This is a genomic window from Desulfuromonas sp. DDH964 (genome assembly GCF_001611275.1).
In the GTDB taxonomy this organism is placed as follows: Bacteria; Desulfobacterota; Desulfuromonadia; order Desulfuromonadales; family DDH964; genus DDH964.
In genome coordinates this window covers 2595054-2620448 of sequence record NZ_CP015080.1, presented here as the reverse complement: position 1 = coordinate 2620448, position 25395 = coordinate 2595054, and the positions used below count along the sequence as shown (strand labels likewise).

General features: G+C 64.6%; 20 protein-coding genes and 4 tRNA genes. 16 read left to right on the top strand and 8 right to left on the bottom strand.

Annotation, left to right across the window (positions count from 1 at the left end):
- Positions 1 to 57: 57 nt before the first annotated feature.
- Complete coding sequence (locus DBW_RS12065) at positions 58 to 1800, bottom strand: B12-binding domain-containing radical SAM protein (RefSeq protein ID WP_066727758.1); 1743 nt, start codon at positions 1798 to 1800, stop codon at positions 58 to 60.
- Between the two features lie 296 nt (positions 1801 to 2096).
- Here DBW_RS12065 and DBW_RS12060 point away from each other — a divergent pair, with 296 nt between their 5' ends.
- From DBW_RS12060 to DBW_RS12045, 4 genes are all read left to right on the top strand, one after another.
- Positions 2097 to 3371: an HD domain-containing phosphohydrolase gene (locus DBW_RS12060; RefSeq protein ID WP_066727757.1), complete on the top strand. Its 1275-nt coding sequence runs from the start codon at positions 2097 to 2099 to the stop codon at positions 3369 to 3371.
- Between the two features lie 33 nt (positions 3372 to 3404).
- Positions 3405 to 3818, top strand: coding sequence for a bacteriohemerythrin (locus tag DBW_RS12055; RefSeq protein ID WP_066727756.1), 414 nt, complete (start codon positions 3405 to 3407; stop codon positions 3816 to 3818).
- Positions 3819 to 3938: 120 nt separating this feature from the next.
- On the top strand, positions 3939 to 5267 hold the full coding sequence (locus tag DBW_RS12050; RefSeq protein WP_066727755.1) for a radical SAM protein: 1329 nt from the start codon (positions 3939 to 3941) through the stop codon (positions 5265 to 5267).
- Between the two features lie 56 nt (positions 5268 to 5323).
- A complete protein-coding gene (locus tag DBW_RS12045; protein WP_066727754.1) occupies positions 5324 to 6163 on the top strand; it encodes a rhodanese-like domain-containing protein in 840 nt (279 codons plus the stop codon).
- Between the two features lie 60 nt (positions 6164 to 6223).
- Here the strand turns inward: DBW_RS12045 and DBW_RS12040 are convergent, their stop codons facing one another.
- The 4 genes from DBW_RS12040 to DBW_RS12025 are packed head-to-tail and all read right to left on the bottom strand — an operon-like array spanning position 6224 to position 9210.
- Positions 6224 to 6805 (bottom strand): acyl carrier protein phosphodiesterase, encoded by a 582-nt coding sequence (locus tag DBW_RS12040; RefSeq protein WP_066727753.1) that lies wholly within the window; start codon positions 6803 to 6805, stop codon positions 6224 to 6226.
- Positions 6802 to 7548, bottom strand: a complete 747-nt coding sequence (locus DBW_RS12035; protein WP_066727752.1) for a C40 family peptidase — start codon at positions 7546 to 7548, stop codon at positions 6802 to 6804. The genes DBW_RS12040 and DBW_RS12035 overlap by 4 nt, the downstream gene beginning before the upstream one ends.
- Positions 7545 to 7877: a hypothetical protein gene (locus DBW_RS12030; RefSeq protein WP_066727751.1), complete on the bottom strand. Its 333-nt coding sequence runs from the start codon at positions 7875 to 7877 to the stop codon at positions 7545 to 7547. Before DBW_RS12030 ends, DBW_RS12035 begins: the two co-directional genes overlap by 4 nt.
- Positions 7878 to 7902: 25 nt before the next feature.
- Positions 7903 to 9210 carry a M23 family metallopeptidase gene (locus tag DBW_RS12025; RefSeq protein WP_231875331.1) on the bottom strand — a complete coding sequence of 436 codons (1308 nt, stop codon included), beginning with the start codon at positions 9208 to 9210 and terminating at the stop codon, positions 7903 to 7905.
- A 194-nt stretch (positions 9211 to 9404) separates the two neighbouring features.
- Here DBW_RS12025 and DBW_RS12020 point away from each other — a divergent pair, with 194 nt between their 5' ends.
- From DBW_RS12020 to DBW_RS12005, 4 genes are all read left to right on the top strand, one after another.
- On the top strand, positions 9405 to 10553 hold the full coding sequence (locus DBW_RS12020; RefSeq protein WP_066727750.1) for a M20/M25/M40 family metallo-hydrolase: 1149 nt from the start codon (positions 9405 to 9407) through the stop codon (positions 10551 to 10553).
- On the top strand, positions 10550 to 11725 hold the full coding sequence (locus DBW_RS12015) for an aminotransferase (protein ID WP_066727749.1): 1176 nt from the start codon (positions 10550 to 10552) through the stop codon (positions 11723 to 11725). Before DBW_RS12020 ends, DBW_RS12015 begins: the two co-directional genes overlap by 4 nt.
- A 178-nt stretch (positions 11726 to 11903) precedes the next feature.
- Positions 11904 to 14366, top strand: a complete 2463-nt coding sequence (gene hrpB, locus DBW_RS12010) for an ATP-dependent helicase HrpB (RefSeq protein ID WP_066727748.1) — start codon at positions 11904 to 11906, stop codon at positions 14364 to 14366.
- Between the two features lie 107 nt (positions 14367 to 14473).
- Positions 14474 to 14899 carry an SseB family protein gene (locus tag DBW_RS12005; RefSeq protein ID WP_066727747.1) on the top strand — a complete coding sequence of 142 codons (426 nt, stop codon included), beginning with the start codon at positions 14474 to 14476 and terminating at the stop codon, positions 14897 to 14899.
- A gap of 13 nt (positions 14900 to 14912) precedes the next feature.
- On the opposite strand, the gene DBW_RS12000 is transcribed toward DBW_RS12005, so the two are convergent.
- The 3 genes from DBW_RS12000 to DBW_RS11990 form a co-directional block, all read right to left on the bottom strand.
- A complete protein-coding gene (locus tag DBW_RS12000; protein WP_066727746.1) occupies positions 14913 to 15209 on the bottom strand; it encodes an MTH1187 family thiamine-binding protein in 297 nt (98 codons plus the stop codon).
- A 167-nt stretch (positions 15210 to 15376) separates the two neighbouring features.
- On the bottom strand, positions 15377 to 15793 hold the full coding sequence (locus DBW_RS11995) for a DUF1499 domain-containing protein (protein WP_066727745.1): 417 nt from the start codon (positions 15791 to 15793) through the stop codon (positions 15377 to 15379).
- Positions 15794 to 15819: 26 nt separating this feature from the next.
- Positions 15820 to 18777 carry an insulinase family protein gene (locus tag DBW_RS11990; protein WP_066727744.1) on the bottom strand — a complete coding sequence of 986 codons (2958 nt, stop codon included), beginning with the start codon at positions 18775 to 18777 and terminating at the stop codon, positions 15820 to 15822.
- 224 nt (positions 18778 to 19001) lie between these two features.
- On the opposite strand from DBW_RS11990, the gene DBW_RS11985 reads away from it, so the two are divergent.
- The 8 genes from DBW_RS11985 (at position 19002) to lon (ending at position 25322) form a co-directional block, all read left to right on the top strand.
- Positions 19002 to 19078, top strand: a tRNA-Pro gene (locus DBW_RS11985).
- Positions 19079 to 19082: 4 nt separating this feature from the next.
- Positions 19083 to 19159: transfer RNA gene (locus tag DBW_RS11980), tRNA-Arg, on the top strand.
- Between the two features lie 78 nt (positions 19160 to 19237).
- Positions 19238 to 19313, top strand: a tRNA-His gene (locus DBW_RS11975).
- Positions 19314 to 19486: 173 nt separating this feature from the next.
- Positions 19487 to 19569, top strand: a tRNA-Leu gene (locus DBW_RS11970).
- A gap of 109 nt (positions 19570 to 19678) precedes the next feature.
- The gene (tig, locus tag DBW_RS11965) at positions 19679 to 21001 is read left to right on the top strand and encodes a trigger factor (RefSeq protein WP_066727743.1); all 1323 of its coding nucleotides are present in this window, start codon (positions 19679 to 19681) and stop codon (positions 20999 to 21001) included.
- A gap of 5 nt (positions 21002 to 21006) precedes the next feature.
- Entirely contained in the window at positions 21007 to 21591 is a 585-nt protein-coding gene (gene clpP, locus DBW_RS11960) for an ATP-dependent Clp endopeptidase proteolytic subunit ClpP (RefSeq protein WP_066727742.1), read from the top strand.
- 23 nt (positions 21592 to 21614) lie between these two features.
- Positions 21615 to 22865, top strand: a complete 1251-nt coding sequence (clpX, locus tag DBW_RS11955) for an ATP-dependent Clp protease ATP-binding subunit ClpX (protein ID WP_066727741.1) — start codon at positions 21615 to 21617, stop codon at positions 22863 to 22865.
- Positions 22866 to 22904: 39 nt separating this feature from the next.
- Complete coding sequence (lon, locus tag DBW_RS11950; RefSeq protein WP_066727740.1) at positions 22905 to 25322, top strand: endopeptidase La; 2418 nt, start codon at positions 22905 to 22907, stop codon at positions 25320 to 25322.
- The last annotated feature ends 73 nt before the right edge of the window (positions 25323 to 25395 follow it).

Sequence of the window (25395 nt, the reverse complement as noted above, 5' to 3'; positions counted from 1 at the left end):
CTTGCCGGTAACCTTGCTCTGGGGAGGGGGGAGCGACGGTGGTTCCCCGCAACCACTTCAATCCCGATCCGAGCCGGCGGAACACTCCTTGACCGGCGCGCCAGACTCCAGAAGCAGTTCCCGCACTTCCAGCCCGGCGCCGCTGCGGGTCAGGTAGAGAAAGAGCCGCAGCTGGCGCCCGGTCCCCACCGGGAGCTGGTGAAAGACGGCGGCAAAATGCTGCAGTTTGACCCCCTGCCCGCGGATCTCTCCGGTCTCGCGCCGCACCGCCTCCCGGACCCTATCCTCTTCCTCCGCAGTCAAATCGATGTCGAAAAAGGCCGGGGCCTTTCCCGGCACCACCCGTTCGCAGCGGGCAAAGTCGCGGGCGAGGAGTTCCAGTATCTCCTGCCGGCGCTCCCCGTCGAAGGTGGCATGGACAAATTCGGCGAGGGCTTCGAACAGCGCACGCTGGGAGAGCGGGTGGCGAAAGAGCCCGCGGCGACGCCAGTCGGCTTCGACTTGCAGCAGGCCGCCGGCCAGGGAGCCGGTCGCCGCCGTGAGGCCGGCCGTAAAGCCGGGGAAGCGTCCGCTGTTGACAATCAGGTCGAAGAGCCGGCTCAGCCCGCGCAAGCGCTCCAGTTCGGTGAAATCGAGGTCCGGCGTCGCCAGCACGGTGTAGGGCGGGTTGGGGTCGAAGCGGATGCCGCGGGCTGACGCCTCGCGGCGCAGGGGGGAACCGGGGAGGAGCTTGACCGGCTCGATCTGGAGATGGTGTGGGGCCAGCGTCGCGACGCGGTCGACGGAGGCGACGAAGGCGTCGAACCCCTCGCCCGGCAGACCGGCGATCAGGTCGAGGTGAAGCTGGACCGCGGTCCGCTGGCGCAGCCGGCGCACATTGGCGAAGAGCGCTTCGAGGGGAGCGCGTCGGCCGATGGCGGCGAGGGTGGCCGGCAGCGTCGACTGCACGCCGATCTCGAACTGGAAGGTGTCGGCGGGGACCTGTTCGAGGAGCTCCAGGGTCGCCGCGTCGAGGAGATGGGCGCCGATCTCGAAATGGAGGTGGCTGCCGCGGTTGTTTTCCAGGATAAAGCGGAAAATTTCCCGGGCTCGGGCCGTATCGTAGTTGAAGGTGCGGTCGACCAGCTTGATCTTCGCTACCCGTTGTGCCAGGAGCCAGCCGAGGTCGCTGTGAATCCGCTCCATCGAGAAGGAACGGACCGTGGCATCGAGGGCGCTCATGCAGAAGGAACAGTCGTAAGGACAGCCGCGGCTGCTTTCGTAGTAGACAAAGCCGCGGTAGAGATCGGCCAGGCCGAGGGTGAAGGGGGAAGGGAGGGCATCGAGGTGGGCCAGCGGCGGCCCGTCCGGTCCTTCGACCACCTCCTCGGCGCGGCGCCAGCAGAGCCGCGCCACCCCTTGCGGTTCCCGCCCGGCACTCCAGGCGGCCAGCAGGCCGTGCAGCGGCAGCTCCCCCTCGCCGCGCACCAGGGCGGTCAGTCCCGGGTGCCGGTGGAAGAGGTCGGCGCCATCGAAGGAGACCTCCGGGCCGCCGAGGACGATCCGCAGTCCCGGCCGGGCGACCGCCAGGGCGTCGACCAGTTCCAGGGTTGCGCCGCGGTTCCAGAGGTAGACCGAAAAGGCGACCACCTCCGGCTCCTCGGCGAGCAGGGCGGCGAGGACACTCTCCTTCGGCTCGTGGAGGGTGAACTCCCGAATCGCCAGTTCGACCGGCAGGTCGCGGCAGTAGGCGGCCAGGCAGGGGAGGGCGAGGCTGGGGTGGATAAACTTGCTGTGCAGGGTGGCGAGAAGGACGCGCATAGGGGGAAGAATACCGAAGGAAGAGCGCCCTGCCAAGGAGAAAGCGGCGGCCCTGGCCGGACGGCGGCGCACCATTTTAATCAAAAGTTGGGTTCAATTCCCCGCAGCTTGCTGCGCGATTTTTACTAAGGGTGTAGGCTGTTGATACCCCGTAGCTTGCTGCGGGGTAGTTCATTCCCTTTAAGTAGCGAAGTTTCATCAATTAATAGTTGACAAAGCCGGTTATCTATGAGAAAAAGCTCACCGGCGCCGACCGGGGGAACGGAACCGCATCGTTACTTTTGAGGAGTGCTTTCATGCTCAGTCGCCAGGAAATCCGGATTCCCCTTGCCGATCTCATCGCCTGCCTTTCGGACGTCATCGACCTGATCAACCCGGAGCTGGTCGATCACCACAAACGGGTAGCCTACATCGCCTGCGCCATCGCCCGGGAGATGGGGCTGGGGGAGGAGGCGAGCACCGAACTGCTGGTGGCGGGCAAGTTGCACGACATCGGCGCCCTTTCCCTGCAGGAGCGCCTCCGGCTGCTGAGCTTCGAGACCGAGTCGGCCCAGCGCCATGCCGAGGTCGGCTACCTGCTGCTGCGGGACTTCGCCCCCTTCGGTGCCGTAGCCGAAATCATCCGCGGTCACCACGAGCGCTGGGGGGAAGTGCAGGGGCGGGGCGCCAACGACCTGGTGGTCAAGTCGCAGATTCTCCACCTCGCCGACCGGGTGGCAGTCCTGACCCGCAGCGGCCCGGACGCCCTCGGTCAGGCGGCGGGAATCCGCCGGGAGATCGAGGCGCAGAACGGCGGCGTCTTCCACCCCGAGGCGGTGGCCGCCTTCCGGCGCCTGGCGGCAAAGGACTACTTCTGGCTCGACATCGTCTCGCCGCTGCTCCGTTCCCGCCTGCAACGGCGGGTCGGCATGGAGGGGTTCCTGCTCAACCTCGACGGCCTGCGCGACCTGACCCGGGTCTTCGCCCGGGTGATCGACTTTCGCAGCCCCTTCACCGCCACCCACTCCAGCGGCGTCGCCGCCTGCGCCGAAACCCTGGCCCGGCTCTGCGGCTGGAGCTGGCGGGAATGCCAGCTGATCCAGATCGCCGGCTTTCTGCATGACCTGGGCAAGCTCGGGGTGCCGACGGAAATCCTCGAGAAGCCGGGACCCCTCTCCGCCAGCGAGCGCAACATCGTGCGCTGCCACCCCTTCTACACCTACCGGACCCTGGAGCGGATTCCTGACTTCGCCATAATCAATGTCTGGAGCTCCTTTCACCACGAGTGCCCGGCGGGGCAGGGGTACCCCTTCCATGTCGACCGCCACGACCTCCCCCTCGGGTCGCGGATCATGGCGGTGGCCGACGTCTTCACTGCCCTCGCCGAGGACCGCCCCTACCGGGCGGGGCTGGCGGGGGAGGAGATCCTCCATCTCCTGCGCGAGATGGCGGCCAGCGAGGCTCTCGACGGGGCCCTGGTGGCACTGCTGGAGCAGAACTTCACCGAGGTCAACGCCGCGCGGCTGACCGCCCAGTCCGCCTCGCGCGATCTCTACCAAACCATGCTGGAAGGGCTGGCCAAGGTGGCCTGACCCGCCAGGGGAACGACAAGAAAGGAACATCACATGGCCATCAACTGGGACGACTCTCTCCTCACCGGGGTAGACGACATCGACGACCAGCACCGGGAACTCTTCCGCCGCTTCAACAATCTCCTCGCCGCCTGCAACCAGGGGCAGGGGCGGGAGGAGGTGCTCCGTACCCTGACCTTCCTCGACGACTACATCCGCAGCCATTTTCACGAGGAGGAACTGATGCAGCAGCGCAGCAACTTTCCGGACTACCCGGCACACCGGGCCCAGCACGATAACTTCATCGCCACCACCGAGGCGCTGGCGGACCAGTTCCGCAGCGAAGGGGCCTCCCTCGGACTGCTGGTCAAGACCAACACTACCCTGATGGAGTGGCTGGTCGGCCACATCCGCAAAATGGACCGCGCCTTCGCCCGGCACCTGAACGCCGGCCGCACCGCCGGCTGAGGGCGGTCCCCCCAGGATCGATGATTGTCTCCCCGCCCCCGGCTGTGGTAGTCTCACCCTGCGGGCGCCCGCGGTGGGCGGTCTCCGGCGGTCCCGATCCCCTTACCGAACGTGCAGCCGATGGCAGTTGAAAAGACCATCCTCGCCGTCGTCGCCGACGAGCGGGGCGAAGTCTTCGAACATCCCGACCTGCTGCTGGCCGGCATGAGTGGCCTCGTTGCTCGCCGGCCCCGCTCCGAGGAGCTGATTCCGCTGCCGCAGGGGAGCCGGCTCTTTACCATCCCCGGCACCCCGCCGATCGGCTTCGATCGTCGCAGCAACAAGCTGCAGACTGTCAGTGAACTGCCGCGCAGCTGGGGTGGCGGCAAGGTGCAGGCGGTGTCGGCCTTTCTCACCCCCGCCTTCACCCGTACCCTGCTTCCTGCCGCCGACTGGCGCCGCAAGGGGTTGACTCTCCCCTTGTGGTCCTACACCGCCGTTGGCTGGTGTGTCGAGGAAGAGCGTTTCTATTGCGCAGCGGTGCGCGTCGATCGCAACGACCAGTGGCGTCCCGACCACTTCGACGATCGCGACATCGACCCGGTGGTGCGCCGCATCCTCAAGGAATTTCCCGACAACCGCCTCTTCGAGCAGCTCTCCCGCTGTGCCCTCGATTATCACTGCTTCGCCGCCAAGAACCTCTTCTATCGGCGCTGGGAGGCGCCGCTGCCGACCTCGCCGGTCTGCAATTCCCGCTGCTTGGGTTGCATCTCGCTGCAGGAGTCGGAGTGCTGCCCGTCGAGCCAGGAACGCCTCACTTTCGTGCCGACGGTCGCGGAGCTCTGCCAGGTGGCAGTGCCGCACCTCGAACAGGCCGAGAACGCCATCGTCTCTTTCGGCCAGGGGTGCGAGGGAGATCCGATCCTGCAGGCCGACACCATCGCCGCGGCGGTGCGGGCGATGCGCAGGGCGACCACCCGCGGCACCATCAATTTCAACTCCAACGCCTCCCTCCCCGACGCCGTCGAAGAGCTGGCGGCGGCCGGTATCGATTCGATCCGCATCTCCCTCAACTCGGTCCAGGAAGAGCTTTATAACGCCTACTACCGGCCGCGCGGCTACCGCTTTGCCGATGTCCTGGAGTCGTTGCGGCGGGCGCGCCAGGCCGGAATCTTCACCATGCTCAATTACCTGGTTTTCCCGGGGGTGACCGACAGCGCGGCGGAGGTGGCGGCGCTGGAAGAGGTTCTTGCCCGTGGCGAAGTCGACCTGATCCAGATGCGCAATCTCGCTATCGATCCGGTTCTCTACCGGGATGCGCTGGGCGTGGCCGGGGAAGGGATGGGGATGGCAACGATGCTGGCTCGGGTCAAGGGCAACTTCCCGGAAATCCAGTACGGCTACTTCAACCGCACGCGCGAAAATTTCTTTCCGGCCGGCTACCAGAGTGATTGGCCGCTACCCGCCTGAAGCTGCCGGCAGCATGACCCTTGGCCTGTTTTTGTAATTCGGGAGGGAGTCTGACGATGGGTTTTCTGGACCTTGCCCCGCAGGTATCGGCCTGGTCGGCGGACCAGGTGCGCGACTTTCTGACCAGCCATCACCCCGACAGCTATACCCTCCTCGATGTGCGTCAACCCCGGGAGTTTGCCCCCGGGCACCTGCCGGGAGCGATCAACCTTCCCCTCGATGTGCTGCTCGACCGGTTGCCGGAACTCGACGGCGTCGGGCCGGTGATCGTCTACTGTCAGAGCGGGATGCGCAGCCACGCCGCCGCCGCGGCACTCGCCCGTGCCGGCTACCACGACGTTCATCATCTGGCCGGGGGACTGCACGCCTGGGAGGGGGAGCTGGCGGCGGGCCATCCGGCGGTCGAACTCGAGCGCTTCCAGCGTTACACCCGGCCAACCGAACATGCGGCCCTGGCCTGGTGCCTTGAGGAGGGGACGCGCCGATTTTACGCCGCCGCCGCCGAACAGGCGGAGACCCCGGAACTGGGCACCCTCTTCGGCGAGCTGGTGAACGCCGAGGAGGGGCACAAAAAGATGTTGCGGGGGGTCTACGAAGCGCTCCGCGGCGCTCTCGCTCCCGATGATTTCCCGGCCTGCGAACTCGGCGCAGGCGCTGCTGACGACTACATGGAAGGGGGGATGGAGGTCGCAGAGGCGATCGCCTGGGCCCGGCAGCAGCCGGCGCGGGCGATTCTGGAACTGGCGATGGCGGTGGAGACGAGCGCCCTCGACCGTTACCTCTATCTCCAGCGCCGGCTGCCGGATGAGAACTCGCAGCGGGTCTTCGAGCTGTTGGCCGACGAGGAACGCCGCCATCTGAAACAGCTGGCGGCAGGTCTTGAACGCCTTCTCTGAAATGGCGCGACAGTCTGAAAGGAAAGGAGCGGGGTGGTCGGAAACGGCCACCCCGCTCCTTTATAGGAGCGGATGACGGCGCAGAAAGTCGCGGGCGGCGCCGAGGAATTCATCACAATCGGCAGCGAGCCCGGCGCGATGGCGCTGCAGCTCGTGCAGCCCGGCGGCGAGGTCGCGGGGGCGGCGCAGGCGCTGGCCGAGGCGCTCAAGGGCGCGGCCGACATTCTCCTGCTGGCAGTAGGAGGTGAGCCAGTCGTGGGCGATCATCCGCGGCGCCACCGCCTGGAATCCGGGCGGCAGCAGGGGCAGGTAGGTTTCGATGTCGCGGTAGACCGCCTCGGCAAAATCGCCGAGGGGAATCTCGGCGTGGCGGTGCCAGTGGCGGGCGAGGAAGTGGTCGTAAAAGAGATCGACGAGGATCCCCCGGCAAAGTCCGAAGGCCGGGTCGAGGCGTTCCCGGCTGCGCTGAAAAGCACGGTTCCCCTGGGCAAAGACATCGACCTGGCGATGCTGGCGCAGGCCGCGCAGCAGCAGCGGCGGCCAGCCATCCCTGAGTACGCCCTTGACAAAATCACCGGTCAGGTTGCCGAGCCGGCAGAGGGGCTCGGGGTCGGAGAGGTAGAGATGCACGAGGTAGTTCATCGGGCGGGGAGGGTGCCGGGGAGGGTCGCCAGCGGGTCGCTGGCCGCTTCTTCCTGCGGCAGGTCAAGGGTGGTCAGCTGGAGCTGCTCCTGCAATTCGATAGGGTCCAGGAGGCGTCTGGCGCCGAGCAGCCGCTGGCGGAAATAGCTGTTCGCAATGGCCGAGATGACGACGCGGTGGCTGCGCGAAGAAGCATGCAGCATGTGCCCCTCTCCCAGGTAGATGCCGACATGGGAAGCGTAGGGAGCATAAGTATGGAAGAAGAGGAGATCCCCGCTGGCCAGGTCTTTCGGGTCGACGGGATGGCCGAGACGGAATTGCTCGCGGGCGGTACGTGGCAGTTCGATCCCCAGCGGGCGGAAGAATCGTTGCACCAGGGCCGAACAATCGATACCGCTAAGGTCGTTGCCGCCCAAGCGGTACGGGATGGCGAGGTAGTCGCAGGCCGCGTCCGCCAGCGGGTCTTCCCCGCCGCACGCGGTCTTTTCCGCCCCGGCCGGCTGCTCCCGGGGCAAAGCGAGGCGCAGCCGCTGGCCGGGGTGAATCAGGTCGGAGCCCAATCGGTTGAGATGTTTCAGGTCCTTGACCGAGAGGCCGTTGCGGTGGGCGATGGCGAAGAGGGTATCCCCTTTGCGCACCTTGACCACGGCCGGGTCGGTTGCCGATGGCGCCGCCGGGGCAAAGCCGGGAACGAGCAGACTGAGCAGGCAGAAGCAGAAGGAGAGGGTGGTGGTGCGGCTCATCGACGTTCGATGTGGTCGATGCGCAGCTGTTTGCCCCACATGCGGAAACTGACGCCACCCTCGATCCGTTCGCCGCTGACCTGTACGGCAAGGCCATCCTGGCAGAACTCGACCGGCAAATTGACCGGGTCGTAGCGTTGTCCGTCTGCGGCGACGAGACCGCAGAAGCCGCCTTCGAGCTGCTTGAGGACGACTTGGCCGGAAAATTCAACGTGGTTGGCCGAAGCTGCTGGCTGCGGCCGCGCGGTGCCGGCACTTGCCGGACCGCTACAGGCCGGGAGGAAGGTGAGGAGCAGGAAAAGGGCGCAGGACGGAGCGAATCGAGGCATGACTGCTCTCCGGATAACGGGTTGGTTAGCGGGTAGCCGTTGCTGTCGTTGCGGCGGCCAGGTTCTGGCGACCTTCGAGGGCGGCGAGGAGCTCGCCGGCCCGGGCCTTGAAGGCCGGAAGGTTGGCCTTGGAGACCGGTGACGCCGAGGCACTCTTGAGCTTGGACGGGTTGAGGGGTGCCCCATTTTTGTACATGCGGAAGCAGAGATGCGGTCCGGTGGCGAGGCCGGTCGCACCGACAAAGCCGATGACCTGCCCCTGGGCCACCCGTTTCCCCTGTTTCATCCCCTTGGCAAAGCGGCTCATGTGCAGGTAGAGGCTCTCGATGCCATTGGTGTGCCGCAACTTGATGTAGTTGCCGTTGTACTTGGTGCGGCCGATCTTGACGATGCTGCCGTCGCCGATCGCCATGATCGGCGTGCCGGTCGGCGCCGCGTAATCGATGGCCGGATGGGATTTCCAGGTCTTGGTGATCGGGTGGAAGCGCCGCATGGAAAACCCCGAAGAGATGCGGCTGAAGGCGAGGGGCGCCCGCAAAAAAGCCTTGCGCAGGCTGTTGCCGTCGGCGTCAAAGTAGGCCGGCGTCCGGTCCCCATCCTGATACAGGAAGGCGTCGTAGTGGTCCCCCTGGTTGATGAACTGGGCGGCGAGGATCCGACCATAGCCGGCCGGCTGACCGTCGCGGAAGCGTTTTTCGACAATCGCCTGAAAGGCGTCGCCGACCCGGATATCGCGGATGAAGTCGATATCCCAGGCAAAAATATCGGCGAGGGCGATGGCGAGCTCGGCATTTTCGCCACTCTCGGTGACCGCCTCGAAGAGGCTGGTGGAGATGGTGCCGCGCACCAGGTCGGTCCGCACCGTATAGGCGATCAGCACCCGGGCGACATCGAATCCGCTTTCGCTGGGACGGATAATCAGCTGCTGGTCACGGTCGATGTCGTATTCGAACCGCTCGACCGCGTTATCCTGCAGGCAGAGCTTGAAGGGCTGGCCGGCGCAGATTCCGCTCAAGGGGAAGACCTTGCGGCTGGTCGTCGCCAGGTCATGCAACTGTTGCGGGTTGAAGTAGTCGCCGAGCAGGCCAGTGATGGTGTCTCCGGGCTGGATCGTTCCCTCGACCACCTTGCGGTGAACCTGGGCCTCCGGCGGCGGGGCGCTGATTTCGACCGGGTTGGTACGGGCCTCAAGCTGCGGCACCAGCAGGCGCAGCACCAGGAGCCCGGCACCGAGCGCCAGTACCACCGCCAGCAGCACGACCAGAGAACGGCGGGGACGGGCGGAGCGAGGCGGGGGGGTGCTGCCGAGGGGCGGGTTGAAGTCGAAATCCACGAAATTCCTCAAGGTTCGGAAATGCCGGTAACAAAAGGCTCGGAAAGTGGCGCCATCTTAACAGGAGCGACCGCCTTTTGTCCAGCCGCAGCAGGCCGTTCCTCCGGGCCATTTCTGTTGAAAAGGCGCCGGGGATGGGCTAAAGATGGGGGCACTCTTTTTAGCCCCCAGGTTATCACCAAGGAGCTCTTGTCATGATCGATGCCAATCGCCTTGCTGCCGAATTCGCCCGCATGGCGGAAATTGCCAGTCCTTCCCGCAAAGAGGGGGGGATGGCCCGCTATCTGGCCGGGAGATTTGCCGCTCTGGGCGCTGAGGTCCTCTTCGATGGCGCCGGCCACCAGGTCGGTGGCGAAACCGGCAACCTGATCGCCCGCTTTCCCGGTCAGGGTGAGCCGCTGATGCTCTCGGTTCACATGGACACGGTCGAACCCTGTACCGGGGTTCAGCCGGTGCTCCGGGATGGCCTCTTCACCAGCGCCGGAGAGACCGTCCTCGGAGCGGACGACAAGGCCGGTATCGCTGAACTGATCGAGGCCCTCGAAGTGCTGCAGGCCCGAGCGATTCCCGTTCCGCCCCTCGAAGTGGTGGTGACGATCTGCGAGGAGATCGGCCTGGTCGGTGCCAAGTTTCTCGACTATTCACTGATTCGCGCCCGGCGCGGACTCGCCCTCGACACCTCCGGGGTCGATGTGGTGATCCACCGGGCCCCCTGCGCCAACAAGCTGCGCTTCGAAATTACCGGCCGCGAGGCCCACGCCGGCATCGCTCCGGAGCGGGGAATCTCGGCCATCGAGGTTGCCGGCCGGGCCATTGCCGGGATGCGCCTCGGGCGTATCGACGCCGAGACCACGGCGAACCTCGGCACCATTGCCGGCGGCCTGGCGACCAACATCGTCGCCCGCAGTGTCATCATCGAAGGAGAGGCGCGCAGCCACGATTCGGACAAGCTGGCCACCCAGACCGCGCACATGGTCGACTGTTTCGAACGCGCCGCCCGCGACCAGGTCCGGGAGATCGACGGCCAGACCGTCGCGGCCCAGGTCAAGGTCGAGGTAATCAATGATTATCCCCTGGTCAACGTTCCGCTGGACGCCCCGATTCTCCTGCTGCTGCAACAGGCCGCCGCTAACCTCGGCCGCACCCTGGCGATCCGCGCCGAGGGAGGCGGTTCGGACGCCAACATTTTCAACGGTCACGGCATCGAGACGGTGATTGTCGGGACCGGCATGCGGGATGTGCACACCGTCCAGGAAGCGGTCAGCGTCGCCGATATGGTGCGGGTGACGGAGCTGCTGGTGGAGACGATCCGCCTCGCCGCCGAACCTAAGGTTAAGCCATGAAATTCAAGGTCTCGCCGCAGATCGAAGGGGTCCATTTTCCGCCGATTTCCGAGGTGCGCGGCTGGCTGGTGGGACGGAATTTTCCCGCGCAGCGCCCGCTGATCGATCTCTGCCAGGCGGTCCCCGACTATGCTCCTGCATCTGAACTGGTCGACCATCTCAGGCCGTTGCTCGATGATCCTCAGACCTCCCGCTACACCCCCGACGAGGGGCTTGAGGAGGTGCGCGCGGCCGTATGCGCCTGGTACGGGAGGCGCTACGGCGGCGGACCGCAGGCCGACCAGCTCTGCCTGACCATCGGCGCCAGCCAGGCCTTCTGGCTCGCCATGACGGTCCTCTGCCAGGCCGGTGACGAGGTGATCGTGCAACTCCCGGCCTACTTCGATCACCCGATGGCGCTCCAGGCTCTCGGCATCCGCTGCGTCTACGCCCCCTTCGAAGAGGCGTCCGGCGGCCTTCCCGATCCCCGGGCGATCGCCGCCCTGGTCACACCCCGCACCCGGGCGATCCTGCTGGTCTCGCCGAGTAACCCGACCGGCGCCGTGACCCCGTCGGAAACGCTGCGGCGACTTTTCGACATGGCGCGGGTCCGCAATCTCGCCCTGGTCCTCGACGAAACCTACAACGCCTTCCTCCCCGGCAACGTCCGCCCCCACGAACTCTTTTGCGATCCGGCCTGGAGCGACCATTTCGTCCAGATCGCCTCCTTCGGCAAGACCTTCGCCCTTACCGGTTACCGGGCCGGCGCGCTGATCGCCTCGGCTCCCTTTATCCGCCACGCCCTCAAGGTGCAGGACACGATGGCGGTCTGCCAGCCGCGCATCACCCAGCAGGCGGTGCGCTTCGGCTGCGATCATCTCGATGCCTGGGTTGTGGCGAACAACGCCATGGTGCAGCGCCGCCACGACCTCTTCCGCAAGGAATTCCGGCGTCCCGGCAACCCTTTCGAGCTGGTCGCCAGCGGCGGCTTCTTCGCCTGGGTGCGTCACCCCTGGGACCGCCTCTCCGGCCGTCACGCCGCCCGCCGCCTCGCCGATCTTGGCAACCTCAGCTGTCTCCCCGGCGAAGTCTTCGGGCCCGGCCTCGAACCTTACCTGCGCCTCGCCTTCGGCAATCTGCCGGAAGCGGCGGTGCCGGCGGCGGTGGCGCGCTTTCGGGAGCTGGGTGCCTGATCGCCGAACGAACCGTAGGTTGGGTTGAATGGAATGAAACCCAACACTGTTGGCACCCCACCGGAGATTTCCGGGTTGAATGCAATGAAACCTGACATCGATTCTTGTGTTGGGTTTCGCTTTGCTCTACCCAACCTACGCTGGTAATTGGCTGGCGGTCCGTGCTAGATAGGGCATCATGTCTGCACCCCTCCCCATCGACAAGGTTCTCCCTGAACTCATCACGGCCCTTGCCACCCACCCGGCGGCGGTCCTCGAAGCGCCCCCTGGCGCCGGCAAAACGACGCGGGTGCCGCTGGCGCTCCTCGACCAGCCCTGGCTTGCCGGGCAGTCGATCATTATGCTTGAGCCGCGCCGGCTCGCCGCTACCAATGCCGCCCGCTTCATGGCACGACTGCGGGGCGAAGAGGTCGGGCAGGCCGTTGGCTACGTCATTCGCTATGAACGCAAGGTGTCAAGGCGAACGCGCATCGAGGTGGTGACGGAAGGGATTCTCACCCGCCGGTTGCAGAGCGATCCGGAGCTCGCCGGCGTCGGGCTGGTCATCTTCGACGAATTCCACGAGCGCAATCTCAACTCCGACCTTGCCCTCGCCCTCTGCCGCGATGCCCAGCTCGGGCTGCGCTCGGACTTGAAGCTCCTCGTCATGTCGGCAACCCTCGACGCCGCCCCGGTGGCCCAGCTCCTTGGCGGCTGCCCGCGCATCAGCAGCACCGGGCGCAGCTTCCCGGTCGAGGTGCGCTATCTGCCCCAAGAGCCGACCGGCCGGGTCGGCGACTATGTTCCGCCGGCAATACGCCGGGCTCTTGGCGAGACCCGGGGCGATCTGCTCGTTTTTCTCCCCGGCAGCGGTGAGATCAGGCGCTGCGCCGAGCAGTTAGCCGATCTGGCCGGCAAGGTCGATGTCCGGCCGCTCTACGGTGATCTCCCTTTTGCCGAACAGGAACGGGCGATCCTTCCCGGCCCCAGGCGCAAGGTGGTCCTTGCCACCAACATCGCCGAAACCAGCCTGACCATCGAAGGGGTGGCGGTGGTGGTCGATGCCGGTTTTGAGCGGCGACCCCGTTTTGACGCCGCCCGTGGCATGACCAGCCTGGAGATGGTACGAATCTCCCGGGCCAGTGCCGAACAGCGCGCCGGTCGTGCCGGGCGCCTCGGCCCCGGGGTCTGCTATCGGCTCTGGACCGAAGGGAGCCAGGGAGCGCTGCTCCCCTACACCCCCCCGGAGATCCGTGGCGCCGATCTCGCCCCCCTCGCCCTTGAACTCGCCCACTGGGGAGTGCAGGACGCCAGCGAGCTCGCCTGGCTCGACCCCCCTCCCGCCGGCCACCTCGCCGGGGCGCATGCCCTGTTGCACCTCCTTGGTGCTCTTGACGGCCAGGGGCGCCTGACCTCCCGCGGTGAGGCAATGGCGCAACTGCCGGCCCATCCGCGCCTCTCCCGCCTCCTCCTCGCGGCGCAGGATGCCGGCGTGCCGGGCCTTGGCGCCGATCTCGCCGCCCTGCTCGGGGAACGGGACCTGGCCGGACGCGAGGCGCCAGCCCACGCCGGCGCCAGTGACCTGCTCGACCGGCTCGAACTGCTGCGGCGGCGCGGGGGGGAGGCGGCAGCGCGCGCGGCACGTTATTGGCGGGAAAAACTCGTGGTTGGTGCCGCGGAGGCTCCTCCCGACGCCGAAGCGGTCGGACGGCTGCTGGCAGCAGCTTTCCCCGACCGCATCGGCCGCGAACGGGAACCCGGCAGCGGGCGCTACCTGTTCAGCGGCGGATTCGGTGGCAAACTCTCGGCGCGCTCGGCCCTCAAGGGTGGGGAGTGGCTGGTGGCGGTGGAGGTTACCGGCAGGCCGGGCGGGGAGGGGGCAATCGATCTCGCCAACCGGTTACGCCGGGAGACGGTCGAGGAACTCTTCGGCCGGGACCTGGCCTGGGAGCGGGAGGTCGATTGGGATGAGCGCGCCGGGCGGGTGGTCGCCCGCGAGGTGCGCCGGTTGGGGGCGCTGCTGCTGCAGGAGCGGCCGGTGAAGGCAACGCCGGCGGATACGGTTCCGGCGCTACTGGCGGTGATCCGCCGCCGGGGCCTCGACCTGCTCGACTGGAACCCGGCCGCGCTGCAACTGCGGGCGCGCGCCGCGCTGGTCGCCGCCCATCGTCCCGGTTGGCCCAACCTTTCCGATGCGGGGTTGCTGGCCTCTCTGGAGGCCTGGCTTGCACCGCACCTGGCCGGCACCACCACTCTGGCCGGTCTGCGCAAGGTCGACCTCTGGTCCGCCCTGCAGAACTATCTTGGTTGGCAGCGCCAGCAGGAGCTGAGCCGCCTCGCCCCGGAGCGGCTGTCCGTGCCGAGCGGTTCGGCTATCCGCCTCGACTACGCGGCCTCCGAGGGCCCGGTCCTCGCCTGCAAGCTGCAGGAACTTTTCGGCCTGGCTGCGACACCGGCGGTCGTCGGCGGCACCGTGCCGGTCCTGATCCATCTCCTCTCTCCCGCCGGCCGGCCGCTGGCTGTCACCCGCGATCTGCGCTCTTTCTGGGACAGCGTCTACCCCGAAGTGAAGAAGGAGATGAAGGGGCGCTACCCCCGGCATCCCTGGCCGGATGACCCCTGGAACACGGTGGCGACCAGGCGGGTCAAGAAGCGGACCTAGGCGGGTACTCCCTGCCCACCTGTTGGCCCGGGAGGCCCGATCTGTTACGATGAGATCGCTATTGACCTTCGCCCGAGCGAGCCAATTTTTCCGAAAGGTTTGACACGATGACACCTCTGGACCAGGCCCTCAAAAGCCTCCATGACGACCCCGAAAGTCTCGAGAATCGGCATCACTTTTACAGCCTTTTTCTCCAGAGCAACTTTTTTGTGCCGATTTTCGACCAGGAGAGTGGCGGCGTGTCCAGTGCAACTGGGCCAAAGGCTGATCCGGAGAAGGCGTTGCCGCTGATCATGGAAGCCGACGGCAGCAACTTCATGATGTTGTTTGACGAAGAAGAGCGGGTGACCGCCTGGGCCGAGGAGGAGGTGCAGTGCCTCACCATGCCCGGCTACGTGGCAATTGCGATGGCGACCGAAGGGCTGCACCTGGCGATGAATGTCGGGACCGACCATGCCAAGCAGTTTGTGCCGGAAGAGATCAACTGGCTCAAGCAGGTCGTGGAAAAGAGCGCAGAGGCTGGCGCCGAGTAAGAAGTGGCGTGACCTACAGCTTATCGCAGACGCTGCGGATCTTCTCCTCCATCGTCTGCGTGCGATCGGTACGGGTGCCGACCTTGAGGGTGGTGGTGATGCGCGGCGCGCCCAGGGCGTGAACCGTCTCGTGGCAGCGCTTGACGGCGGCGAAGACGGTGTCCCATTCCCCCTCGATGTTGGTCCCGTAGGCATGCAGGTTGTGTTTCAGTCCGGCTTCCTGGATCACTTTTTCACAGGCGGCGATGTAGGGGGAGACCGAAACGCCGACTCCGAGGGGGACGATGCAGAGATCGATGATCACGTTCATGCTACCTCCAACTCAACTTCTTTTTCGATTGGCCTGATCCGGGTAATCCGATTTGATCCATGTCCAAAGGGTAGTGAAGTCAAGGTCATGTGGACACGGATTGCACGGATGAACACGGATTTCAGTCAAGGACAACCTATTCAGGGTTTTTGCCCGGTTGAAACGAATTAATCGGCTGAAAAGGCGTCGCGAATCTGCTCCAGCCGCCGGCGGTTGACGCCGAAGTCGGACCAGCCGCTGCGGGCGGCGCTGCGCATTTCGATCCGGTTTTCGTCGGCGGGGAGATAGAACTCGAGGTCGTCGACGAAACGGAAGATCAGCGAACGGGCCTCGGCATGCAGGTAATCGTCGCTGCGGGCGACGATGCGGGTGCGGGGCTGCGCGGCGACTACCTGCGCCAGTCGTTCCAGCGCCGCCGCACGGCTGCCGCTGTAGCTGAGCGGCGCGATCCGGTGGTCCGCATCACCTTCCTGACTGGCGAAGCAGTTAGGGCTTTTGGGACAGGCGGCGAGCCGCCCGTTCTGGAGACCAAGCCCCGGTGGGATCTCCCCGGCGCAGGCGGTCAGCAGCAGTCCAGCCAGCATCAATACCCACCTTCCCGCCTTTTTGTTTATATCCGCTCCACCTCCAACTGCTCTTCTGCGGCCAGCTCCCGGTTCGCAGCGAGCAGCGCCTCTTCGCCGCCGATCACCGAAACCACACTTGCGCTGCGTCCGGCGATCAGGTATTTCTCCGCCGCCGCCATCAGCTGCTGGCGATCAACGGCGAGGATCCGCTGCCGCAACTGCTGGCGCAATTCCAGGGTCATCCCCTGGCGGAGATTGGCGAACTCGCGGGCGCCGCGGCTGCCGGGGGCGAGGGGGCGGTCAAGGTCGCCGAAGACGGCGAGGACCGCTTCGTCGATTCCCTGGGTGTCGAAGTGGCCGCCGGCCGCCCAGTTCGCCGCCTCGTCGAAGACGCGCAGGGTGCGGGCGAGCTGCGGATCGCGGTAGGAGAGAAGAGAGAGCAGCCCCCCTTCCGCATCGTAGCTTGCCATGCCGCCGTAGGCGCCCCCCTTTTCGCGGATTTCGCGATGCAGGTAGCCGGTCCGCAGTAGCTTGGCGAGGACCAGCAGGGCGGCCGTGTCGGGTGCCGTGAAGGAGACTCCGGGGAAGACCCGGGTGACGTAATTCACCGGAACCGAGGTGGCCCAGCCGAAACTTCCGCGGCCACCCTCGAAGGTTGGCAGCGGGTGCCGGTTATCGGTGCCGGCCGGCAGAGATTCAAGGTAGCCGGCAAGCTGCCGGGAGAAGGTCGGCAGCTGCTCCTCCTCGCCGGTCAAGCCGCAGGTGAGGGTGGCGCGGCCAAAGAGGATGCCGGCCAGTTCCTGCAGGTTTGTCGCCACCTCCTGCAGCGCGGCCGGTTCCAGGGCGGCGAGGCGCCTTGCCTGCCGAACCTGGGTGAGGCCGGCCCAGCCTTCGCGCAGGGCGCCGCCGGGGGTCAGGCGGGCTGCGGCGGCACGGGCCGCGTAGCTGTGGCCGGAGCCGGTAATTGAATTGTCGAGGTTGGTACGCAGCTGGTTGAAGACGGTGCGCAGCCGCGCGAGGTCGGAAAAATCGGGAGCCCGGCTGAGATCGCTGAGAATGGCGAAGAGCGGGCCGGCGTTGCGCTCCAGGGCTTTGCCGCGCAGGCTCAGAATGGCCTGCAGCTGGCGGTGGTCGGCCGGGTCTTCGAGGAGGTCGGTGCTGATACTGATTCCGCCGGTGGCGGCCTCGATCCGTTCCGCCATTTCGAGGTAACTCCTGCCAGCGGCGCCGACCTGGGTGAGGAGGGTGCAGTAGAAGGGGATGAGCGGCAGCAGCCGGGGCGGGACCAGGGCGACCGGCATGTGGGCGTGGAGATAACCGATGCCGTTGGTCGGCTGCGGGAAGAGGTGGACCGCACCTTGTGCAAGGCTCTGCTGCGTTACCGGCACCGCAGCTTCGGACGGCGGGATATCCTGGCGACCGAGGCCGGGCAGGCAGGAGAGATCCTCGGCCGCTTCCTGGGCCTGCTGCAGTTCCTCGGCGGCGCGCTTGATCGCCTCCCGCTCGGCGGGAGTGAGGGTGGCGCCGACCGTCTGCAGCCGGGCGCTGGTTTCTGCTTCCTGGCGCTGCTGCAGCTGGTGGTCGGGGCGCAGGGTCAGGGTGACCCGTTGCGGGTTGTCGAGAAGCCGGCGGCGAATCAGCTGCTGGAAGAAGGGGCCGGCGGCCAGCTCCTGGCGCAGCCGGGCGAGATTGGCATCGAGCTGCAGCGGTGAGAGGGGGTCGTCGGCATGGAGCCAGGGACCGAGCATCCGCATCAGCAGGGCGAGGGGGTAGGGGTAGTGGTCGCCGGAGACCTCGCGATGACCGAATTCGAGGCGATGAATGGCCGCTTCGATGCGCTCTGCCGAGAAGCCGGTCTCTGCGACCTGTTCCAGGGTTTCGAAGATCAGGGCCTCGACCCTGGCGCTGTGCTCCGGTTCGCTCGCCTGCAGGCCGGCGGCGAAATAGGTGGTGCGGTTTTCGTCGTGGAAGCCCCCCCCGGGAGCGAGGTTGCCGCCGAGACCCGAGTCGAGCAGCGCCTTGTAGAGCGGTGCCGCCGGGTTGCCGAGGAGGAGGGTCGCGAGCAGGCCCAGGGCGAGGCGCTCGAAGCTGTCATTGACATCTCCGGCCAGCCAGCCGACCTGGATCATGGTCTTGGCCGTCAGCGCCTCGGCGGCATCGAGGGGATAGAACTCCTCCACCCGGCGCGGCGCGGTGAGCCCGGTCTCGGGCGGGACTGCACTGTCGACCTGGCGCGGCAGGGTATGGCGCAGCACTCTCGCCTCGACGACCCGCAGGTGCTCCTGCAGCGGCAGGTTGCCGTAGCTGAAGAACCAGGCATTGCCGGGCTGGTAGTAGTCGCGATGAAAGGCGCGCAGTCCTTCCCAGGTCAGCGCGGGGATCTCTTCCGGCTCGCCGCCTGAATTGTGCCGGTAGCAGGTGGTCGGGTAAAGGGCGCGACTTAGCCGTCGCGACAGGAGCGATGAAGGGGACGCCATCGCCCCCTTCATCTCGTTGTAGACCACTCCCTTGTAGGTCAGGGGGGAGGCCGGGTCGGTCGGGTCGAGAAATTCGAGCCGGTGCCCCTCCTGGCGGAAGTCGCGCTCCCGCAGCAGGGGGAAGAAGGCGGCGTCGAGGTAGACCTCCATCAGGTTGTAGAAGTCCTTGCGATTCTGGCTGGCAAAGGGGTAGGAGGTCCAGTCGCTGGCGGTCATGGCGTTCATGAAGGTATTGAGGCTGCGCTTGAGCATGGTGAAGAAAGGATCGCGCACCGGAAAGCGCTCTGACCCGCAAAGGACGGTGTGCTCCAAGATGTGGGCGACGCCGGTCGAATCGGCGGGTGGAGTGCGGAAGGTGACGGCAAAGAGGTTGTTGGGATCGGCAGTGGCGAGGTGGACATAGCGGGCGCCGCTCGCCGGGTGGCGCAGCTGGATGAAGGTGGCATTGAGTTCCGGCAGTTCGATCTGTCGAACAGTTTCGAATCCGTAGCCGAAGGGACCGGGCGCGGGGGTGGTTTCAGTCATTGGCAGGCAACTCCCAAGGTTAATTTGTCAGGTCGTAAGTTTAACCGACCGGAAGGGAATGTCACGGCCAAAGTCGCACCCTCACGGGCGACATGATGCCCAGGTCGCTGGCTGATTGAAGGGTTGCAGGTCGATTGTGGAGCCGGGCGGAGAGTCGGCAGGCCATGAAGGCCGATTTTGGGGTTGCAGAAAGTACGGGGGTGTGTTAGTAATCTCCCTCTTGTCGGGGCGTAGCGCAGCCTGGTAGCGCACCTGCCTTGGGAGCAGGGGGCCGCTGGTTCGAATCCAGTCGCCCCGACCATTCCGCGCCAGTAGCTCAGTTGGAAAGAGCAGCGGCCTTCTAAGCCGTTGGCCGAGGGTTCGAATCCTTCCTGGCGCGCCATTTCAGCCGTGTCGGGAAAACCCAAGATTCCCGTTGACAAATGGCCAGTTGCTTGGCTAGTATTGGCTCCGTTTTGTGGTGGGTGTAGCTCAGTTGGTAGAGCACTGGATTGTGGCTCCAGTTGTCGAGGGTTCGATCCCCTTCACTCACCCCATTTAGATTGGACTGGCCCGCCTTTTCCGTGCCTGAGATTTGTGGCTTTCCGGGCCACAGGTAAGTCGGCAAAAAAGGGCGGGCTTCTCTATTTTCCCATCGGCAGACAGGCGCACCCGCCGGGAAACCTTCCCGAGTGCCGGTTGGCCTGACCGCGTCGTTGGAAAATTCCGTGCGAGAGTGGCGGAACTGGCAGACGCACTGGACTTAGGATCCAGCGGGCAACCGTGGGGGTTCGACTCCCCCCTCTCGCACCAACCTCAATAATCGCGGCAAGGATCCTGGCCGCGCCCACGCATCCGACCGGTTGGCCATCAGGCCCCTTTGCCCTTTTTCACAGCTTCAATCCAAGGTGAGGAAAATCAGATGAACGTCAAGATAGAAGAGATCAGCAGCGTCCGGAAGAAACTTTCCTTCGAGCTCCCTGCCGACCATGTGGCGGCAGAGATCGACAAGGCCTACAGCAAGATTGGCAAGTCGGCCAAGCTTCCCGGATTTCGCCCCGGCAAGGTTCCGCGGGCTATCCTCGAACGGCAGTTTGCGCCGCAGATGGAAGAGCAGGTACTCAGCCGGCTGATCAATGATTCCTACTTCAAGGCCCTGTTCGAGCACAAGATTCTGGCCATCGCCGATCCGGAAATCGTCGACAGTGGTGTGATCGCAAAAGGGCAGCCTTTTACCTACGAGGCCCATGTCGAGGTCAAGCCGGAATTCACCGCCAAGGACTACACCGGGCTCAAGCTCGAAAAGGAGCGGTTCGAGGCCGATCCCGAGGTGACCGACAAGCGCATCGAGGAGATGCGGGCCTCCCGGGCCGAGATGGTGGTTTCCACTCGCAAGAAGGCGCGCAAGGGCGATTTTGTCGTCATCGATTTCGAAGGTTTCCTCAAGGGGGAGGCCTTTGAAGGGGGGAAGGCGGAAGGGCACCAGCTCGAGCTCGGTTCGGGGAGCTTCATCCCCGGCTTCGAAGAGCAGCTCGAAGGGATGAAACGGGAGGAGGAGAAGGAGATTCAGGTCACCTTCCCCGCCGACTACGGCAACGAGGAACTCGCCGGCCAGGAGGTCACCTTCAAGGTGCGTCTGCACGAGATCAAGGAGAAGGAACTGCCCGCTCTCGATGACGAGTTTGCCAAGGGGTTCGGACTCGATTCCGTCGCCGAGCTGCGCGCGCGTCTCGAAGAGAACTACCTCACCCAGGAGCGGAACCGGATCGACGGTGACCTGCGTGAACGCCTGATGGAAGCCCTGATCGCGGCGAACCCGGTCGAGGCCCCCGAGACCATGGTCTCCGGCCAGCTCGATTACATGCTCGCCAACATCCGTTCCCGCATGCAGTCCCAGGGGATGAGCCTGGAGATGCTTGGCATGAACGAAGAGTCTTTCCGCGCCATGTACCGCGACACGGCGGTCAAGCAGGTGCAGGGGACCCTGATCCTGGAGGCGATCGGCCGCCAGGAGGGATTGCAGGTCGAGGAGAGCGAGATCGACGGCAAACTCGAGCAGATTGCCGCCATGTCCAACGCGCCAATCGATGCCGTCAAGCGCCATTACGGCAACGAAGACGCCCGCCGCGGCCTGCTGCTGCAGATGGGTGAAGAGAAGGTGATCGAGTTCCTGCTGGCCGGGGCACAGATCAGCGAAGTTGCCAAAGCAGACCTGGCGGCCAAATCGACCGACGACAAGGAGTGAAGCTGATGACCCTGGTACCGATGGTGGTTGAGCAGACCGGACGGGGCGAGCGCGCCTACGATATCTATTCACGACTGCTCAAGGACCGGATCATCTTTCTCGGCGGAGCGATTGAGGATCATATGGCCAACCTGGTCATTGCCCAGCTCCTCTTTCTCGAGTCCGAGGATCCGGAAAAGGATATTCACCTATATATCAACTCCCCCGGTGGGGTGGTGACGGCTGGTATGGCCATTTATGATACAATGCAGTATCTGAAGGCTCCCGTATCGACCATCTGTGTCGGGCAGGCGGCGAGCATGGGGGCGGTCCTGCTGGCGGCCGGGTCGGAGGGGAAGCGCTTCGCTCTGCCCAATGCACGGATCATGATTCACCAGCCCCTCGGCGGTTTCCAGGGACAGGCGACCGACATCAATATCCACGCCCAGGAGATTCTGCGCATGCGCGATACCCTGAACGGGATTCTGGCAAAACACACTGGACAGAAGCTGGAGCGGATCGCGGCTGACACCGAGCGGGATTTCTTCATGGGTAGCGAGGCGGCGAAGAAATATGGTATCGTCGACGACATCGTGAAGAGCAAAATCTGAATCACCCCTGAACGGAGGCAGTATTGAGCCCGAACAACGAGCATTCCGGACAGCTGATCTGTTCCTTCTGTGGCAAGGCCCAGGACGAGGTCAAGAAGCTGATTGCCGGCCCGGCGGTCTACATCTGCGATGAGTGTATCGAGCTGTGCAAGGACATCATCGCCGAGGAAGCCAAGCTCGAGGAGTCTGGCGGCAGCGGGACTGGCAGCCTGCCCAAACCGATCGAAATCAAGGAAGTTCTGGACGAGTATGTCATCGGCCAGGAGCGCGCCAAGAAGGTCCTGGCGGTCGCGGTCTACAATCATTACAAGCGGGTGGAGAATACCGGCCGTACCGGTGATGTAGAGGTGCAGAAGAGCAACATCCTGCTCCTGGGACCGACCGGCAGCGGCAAGACCCTCCTTGCCCAGACCCTGGCCCGACTCCTCGACGTTCCTTTTGCCATCGCCGACGCCACCAACCTGACCGAGGCGGGTTATGTCGGTGAAGATGTCGAGAATATCATTCTCAATCTGCTGCAGGCGGCCGACTACGACCTCGAGAAAGCGCAGAAGGGGATCATCTATATCGACGAGGTCGACAAGGTCGCCCGCAAGTCCGATTCCCCGTCGATCACCCGGGATGTCTCCGGCGAAGGGGTGCAGCAGGCGCTGCTCAAAATCATCGAAGGGACCATGGCGAGCGTTCCTCCCAAGGGGGGGCGCAAGCACCCCCAGCAGGAATTTCTCAAGGTCGATACCACCAATATCCTCTTTATCTGCGGTGGTGCCTTTTCCGGCCTCGACACCATTATTTCCCAGCGTATCGGTGCCAAAGGGATGGGTTTTGGCGCCGATATCCGGCGCAAGAGTGAACAGAACCTGGGAGAAATCCTCGCCCAGGTCGAACCCTCGGACCTGCTGAAATACGGCCTGATCCCCGAATTTATCGGCCGGCTGCCAGTGGTTGCCACCCTTAACGAACTGGATGAGGAATCGTTGATCCAGATTCTCAAGGAGCCCAGGAACGCTCTCGTCAAGCAATACCAGAAGCTCTTCGAGATGGAAAAGGTCCATCTTCGCTTCACCGACGGCGCCCTGGTTGCCATTGCCAGGGAAGCGCTCAAGCGCAAGACCGGCGCTCGTGGCCTCCGCTCGATCCTCGAGAATGCCATGCTGGAGGTCATGTATGATATTCCGTCCCAGGACCGGGTCAAAGAGGTCGTGATCAGTGAGGAAACCATCATTGGCAATGCCCGGCCGATCGTCCTCTACGAATGCGCCGAGTCGGCGTGAACTGTTTGAACGCCGGCGTCGAGAAAGGTCATTCCACTCATGACCGATAAGACCGAACCTATCGCCGAAGAGATGCTCGACAGCGGGCTGTTACCCCTGCTGCCGCTGCGTGACATCGTCATCTTCCCCCACATGGTTACTCCCCTCTTCGTCGGTCGGGCGCGCTCCATCCAGGCGCTGGAATGGGCGATGGAGCGTGGCCGGGAAATCTTTCTGGCGACCCAGCTCGACCCCCGCACCGATGACCCGGAGTTCGACGACATCTACCATTCCGGCTGTGTCGGTCAGATCATCCAGCTCCTCAAACTCCCCGATGGCACTGTCAAGGTTCTGATCGAAGGGAAGGAACGGGCCAAAATCCTCGAAGTTGTCAACGGGGAGGGGTGTACCTTCGTCTCGGCGGAGCGTCTGGCCGATCTCCCGGTCGATTCCCCGGAGATCGAGGCGTTGCTGCGCAGCGTCCGCGACACCTTTGAGAGTTACATCAACCTGAGTAAAAAAGTTCCCCCGGAGATGGTGGCTTCGATCGCCGGTATCACCGAGCCGGGGCGGTTGGCCGATACGGTCATTGCCCAGGTCAGTGTGCGGATCACCGAAAAGCAGGAGCTGCTGGAACTGATCAATCCCCAGGAGCGTCTGGAACAGCTCCTCGCCATGCTCGAGCGGGAAGTCGAAATTCTGCAGATCGAGAAGAAGATTCGCAACCGCGTCAAGAGCCAGATGGAGCGCAGCCAGAAGGAGTACTACCTCAACGAGCAGATGCGGGCGATCCAGAAGGAACTCGGGGACAAGGACGAGTTCAAGCAGGAGCTGCGCGAACTCGAAGAGAAGATCAGTAAAAAACGGATGTCCCGTGAAGCCACGGAGAAATCGAACAGCGAACTGCGGAAACTGAAAATGATGTCGCCGATGTCCGCCGAGGCGACCGTCGTGCGCAACTACCTCGACTGGATGATCTCCCTCCCCTGGCGCAAGGCAAGCCGCGACCGGCTCGATCTCGCCTTTGCCGAACAGGTGTTGGAGGAGGATCATTACGGGCTGGAGCGGGTCAAGGAGCGGATCATCGAGTACCTTGCGGTCCAGGCCCTGGTCAAGAAGATCAAGGGGCCGATCCTCTGCCTGGTCGGACCTCCCGGGGTCGGCAAGACCTCGCTGGGACGCTCCGTCGCCCGTTCTCTCGGCCGGAAATTTGTCCGCATCTCTCTCGGTGGCGTCCGCGATGAGGCCGAAATCCGCGGCCATCGCCGGACCTACATCGGCGCCATGCCGGGCAAAATCATCCAGAGCCTGCGCAAGGTCGGGGTAAAAAACCCGGTCTTTTTGCTCGATGAAATCGACAAGATGAGCACCGATTTCCGCGGTGATCCGTCCTCTGCCCTGCTGGAGGTCCTCGATCCGGAACAGAACAACAGCTTCGGCGATCATTTTCTCGATGTCGAATACGACCTGTCTAGCGTCCTTTTTATCGCCACGGCGAACAATCTCTTCTCTATTCCCGGGCCGTTGCGGGACCGGATGGAAGTGATCCGCATCGAGGGGTATACCGAGGAAGAAAAGCTGAATATTTCCCGGCGCTATCTGGTGCCCAAGCAGCTCGCGGCCCATGGCCTGGCCCTTGACCAGGTTCAGTTTTCCGAAACCGCTCTCTACGAGATTATCCGCCGATACACCCGCGAGGCCGGCGTGCGCAACCTGGAACGGGAACTGGCCAACATCTGCCGCAAGATTGCACGGGAGCTGGTCAAATCAGAAGAGAAGCAGCGCCGCTTCAATGTCGCTGCCGCCCAGGTCAAGAAATATCTCGGCGTCCCCCGGTACAGTTACGGTGTTCGTGATGAGGAGAGTCGGGTCGGCATGGCCACCGGGCTGGCCTGGACCGAAGTCGGCGGTGAGTTGCTGACGATCGAGACGGCTATCCTCCCCGGCCAGGGCAAGCTGACCATCACCGGCAAGCTCGGTGAGGTGATGCGTGAATCAGCCCAGGCGGCCCTCAGTTACGTTCGTTCGCGCTGGACCGAGCTGGGCCTGGAGAAGGATTTTTACCAGAAGCTCGATATCCACATTCATGTCCCCGAGGGGGCCATCCCCAAGGACGGGCCGTCGGCCGGGATCACCATGGCAACGGCCCTGGCCTCAGCCCTTACCGGCCGTAGTGTCGACCGCGACCTGGCGATGACTGGAGAAATCACCCTGCGCGGCCGGGTTCTGCCGATTGGTGGCCTCAAGGAGAAGCTTCTGGCGGCCAGGCGGGCAGGGATTTCCAAGGTTTTAATCCCCAAGGAGAACGAAAAGAACCTGGAAGAGGTGCCGGCGCAGATACTCAAGGCACTGACTGTGACCCCGGTTGGACACATGGACGAGGTCCTGGAGAGGGCCCTGCTGGTCGACCTCCCCCTGAGCTCGCTCCCACCGGCTGAAGACTACCGCCCGGAGGCCGAAGAACCGCTCCACCATTAGGGTTGCGGCGGAAATATTCTCTTGACACTCTTTTTCCAACTCTGATATAAGTATCGCGATTTCAGCAGGGCTT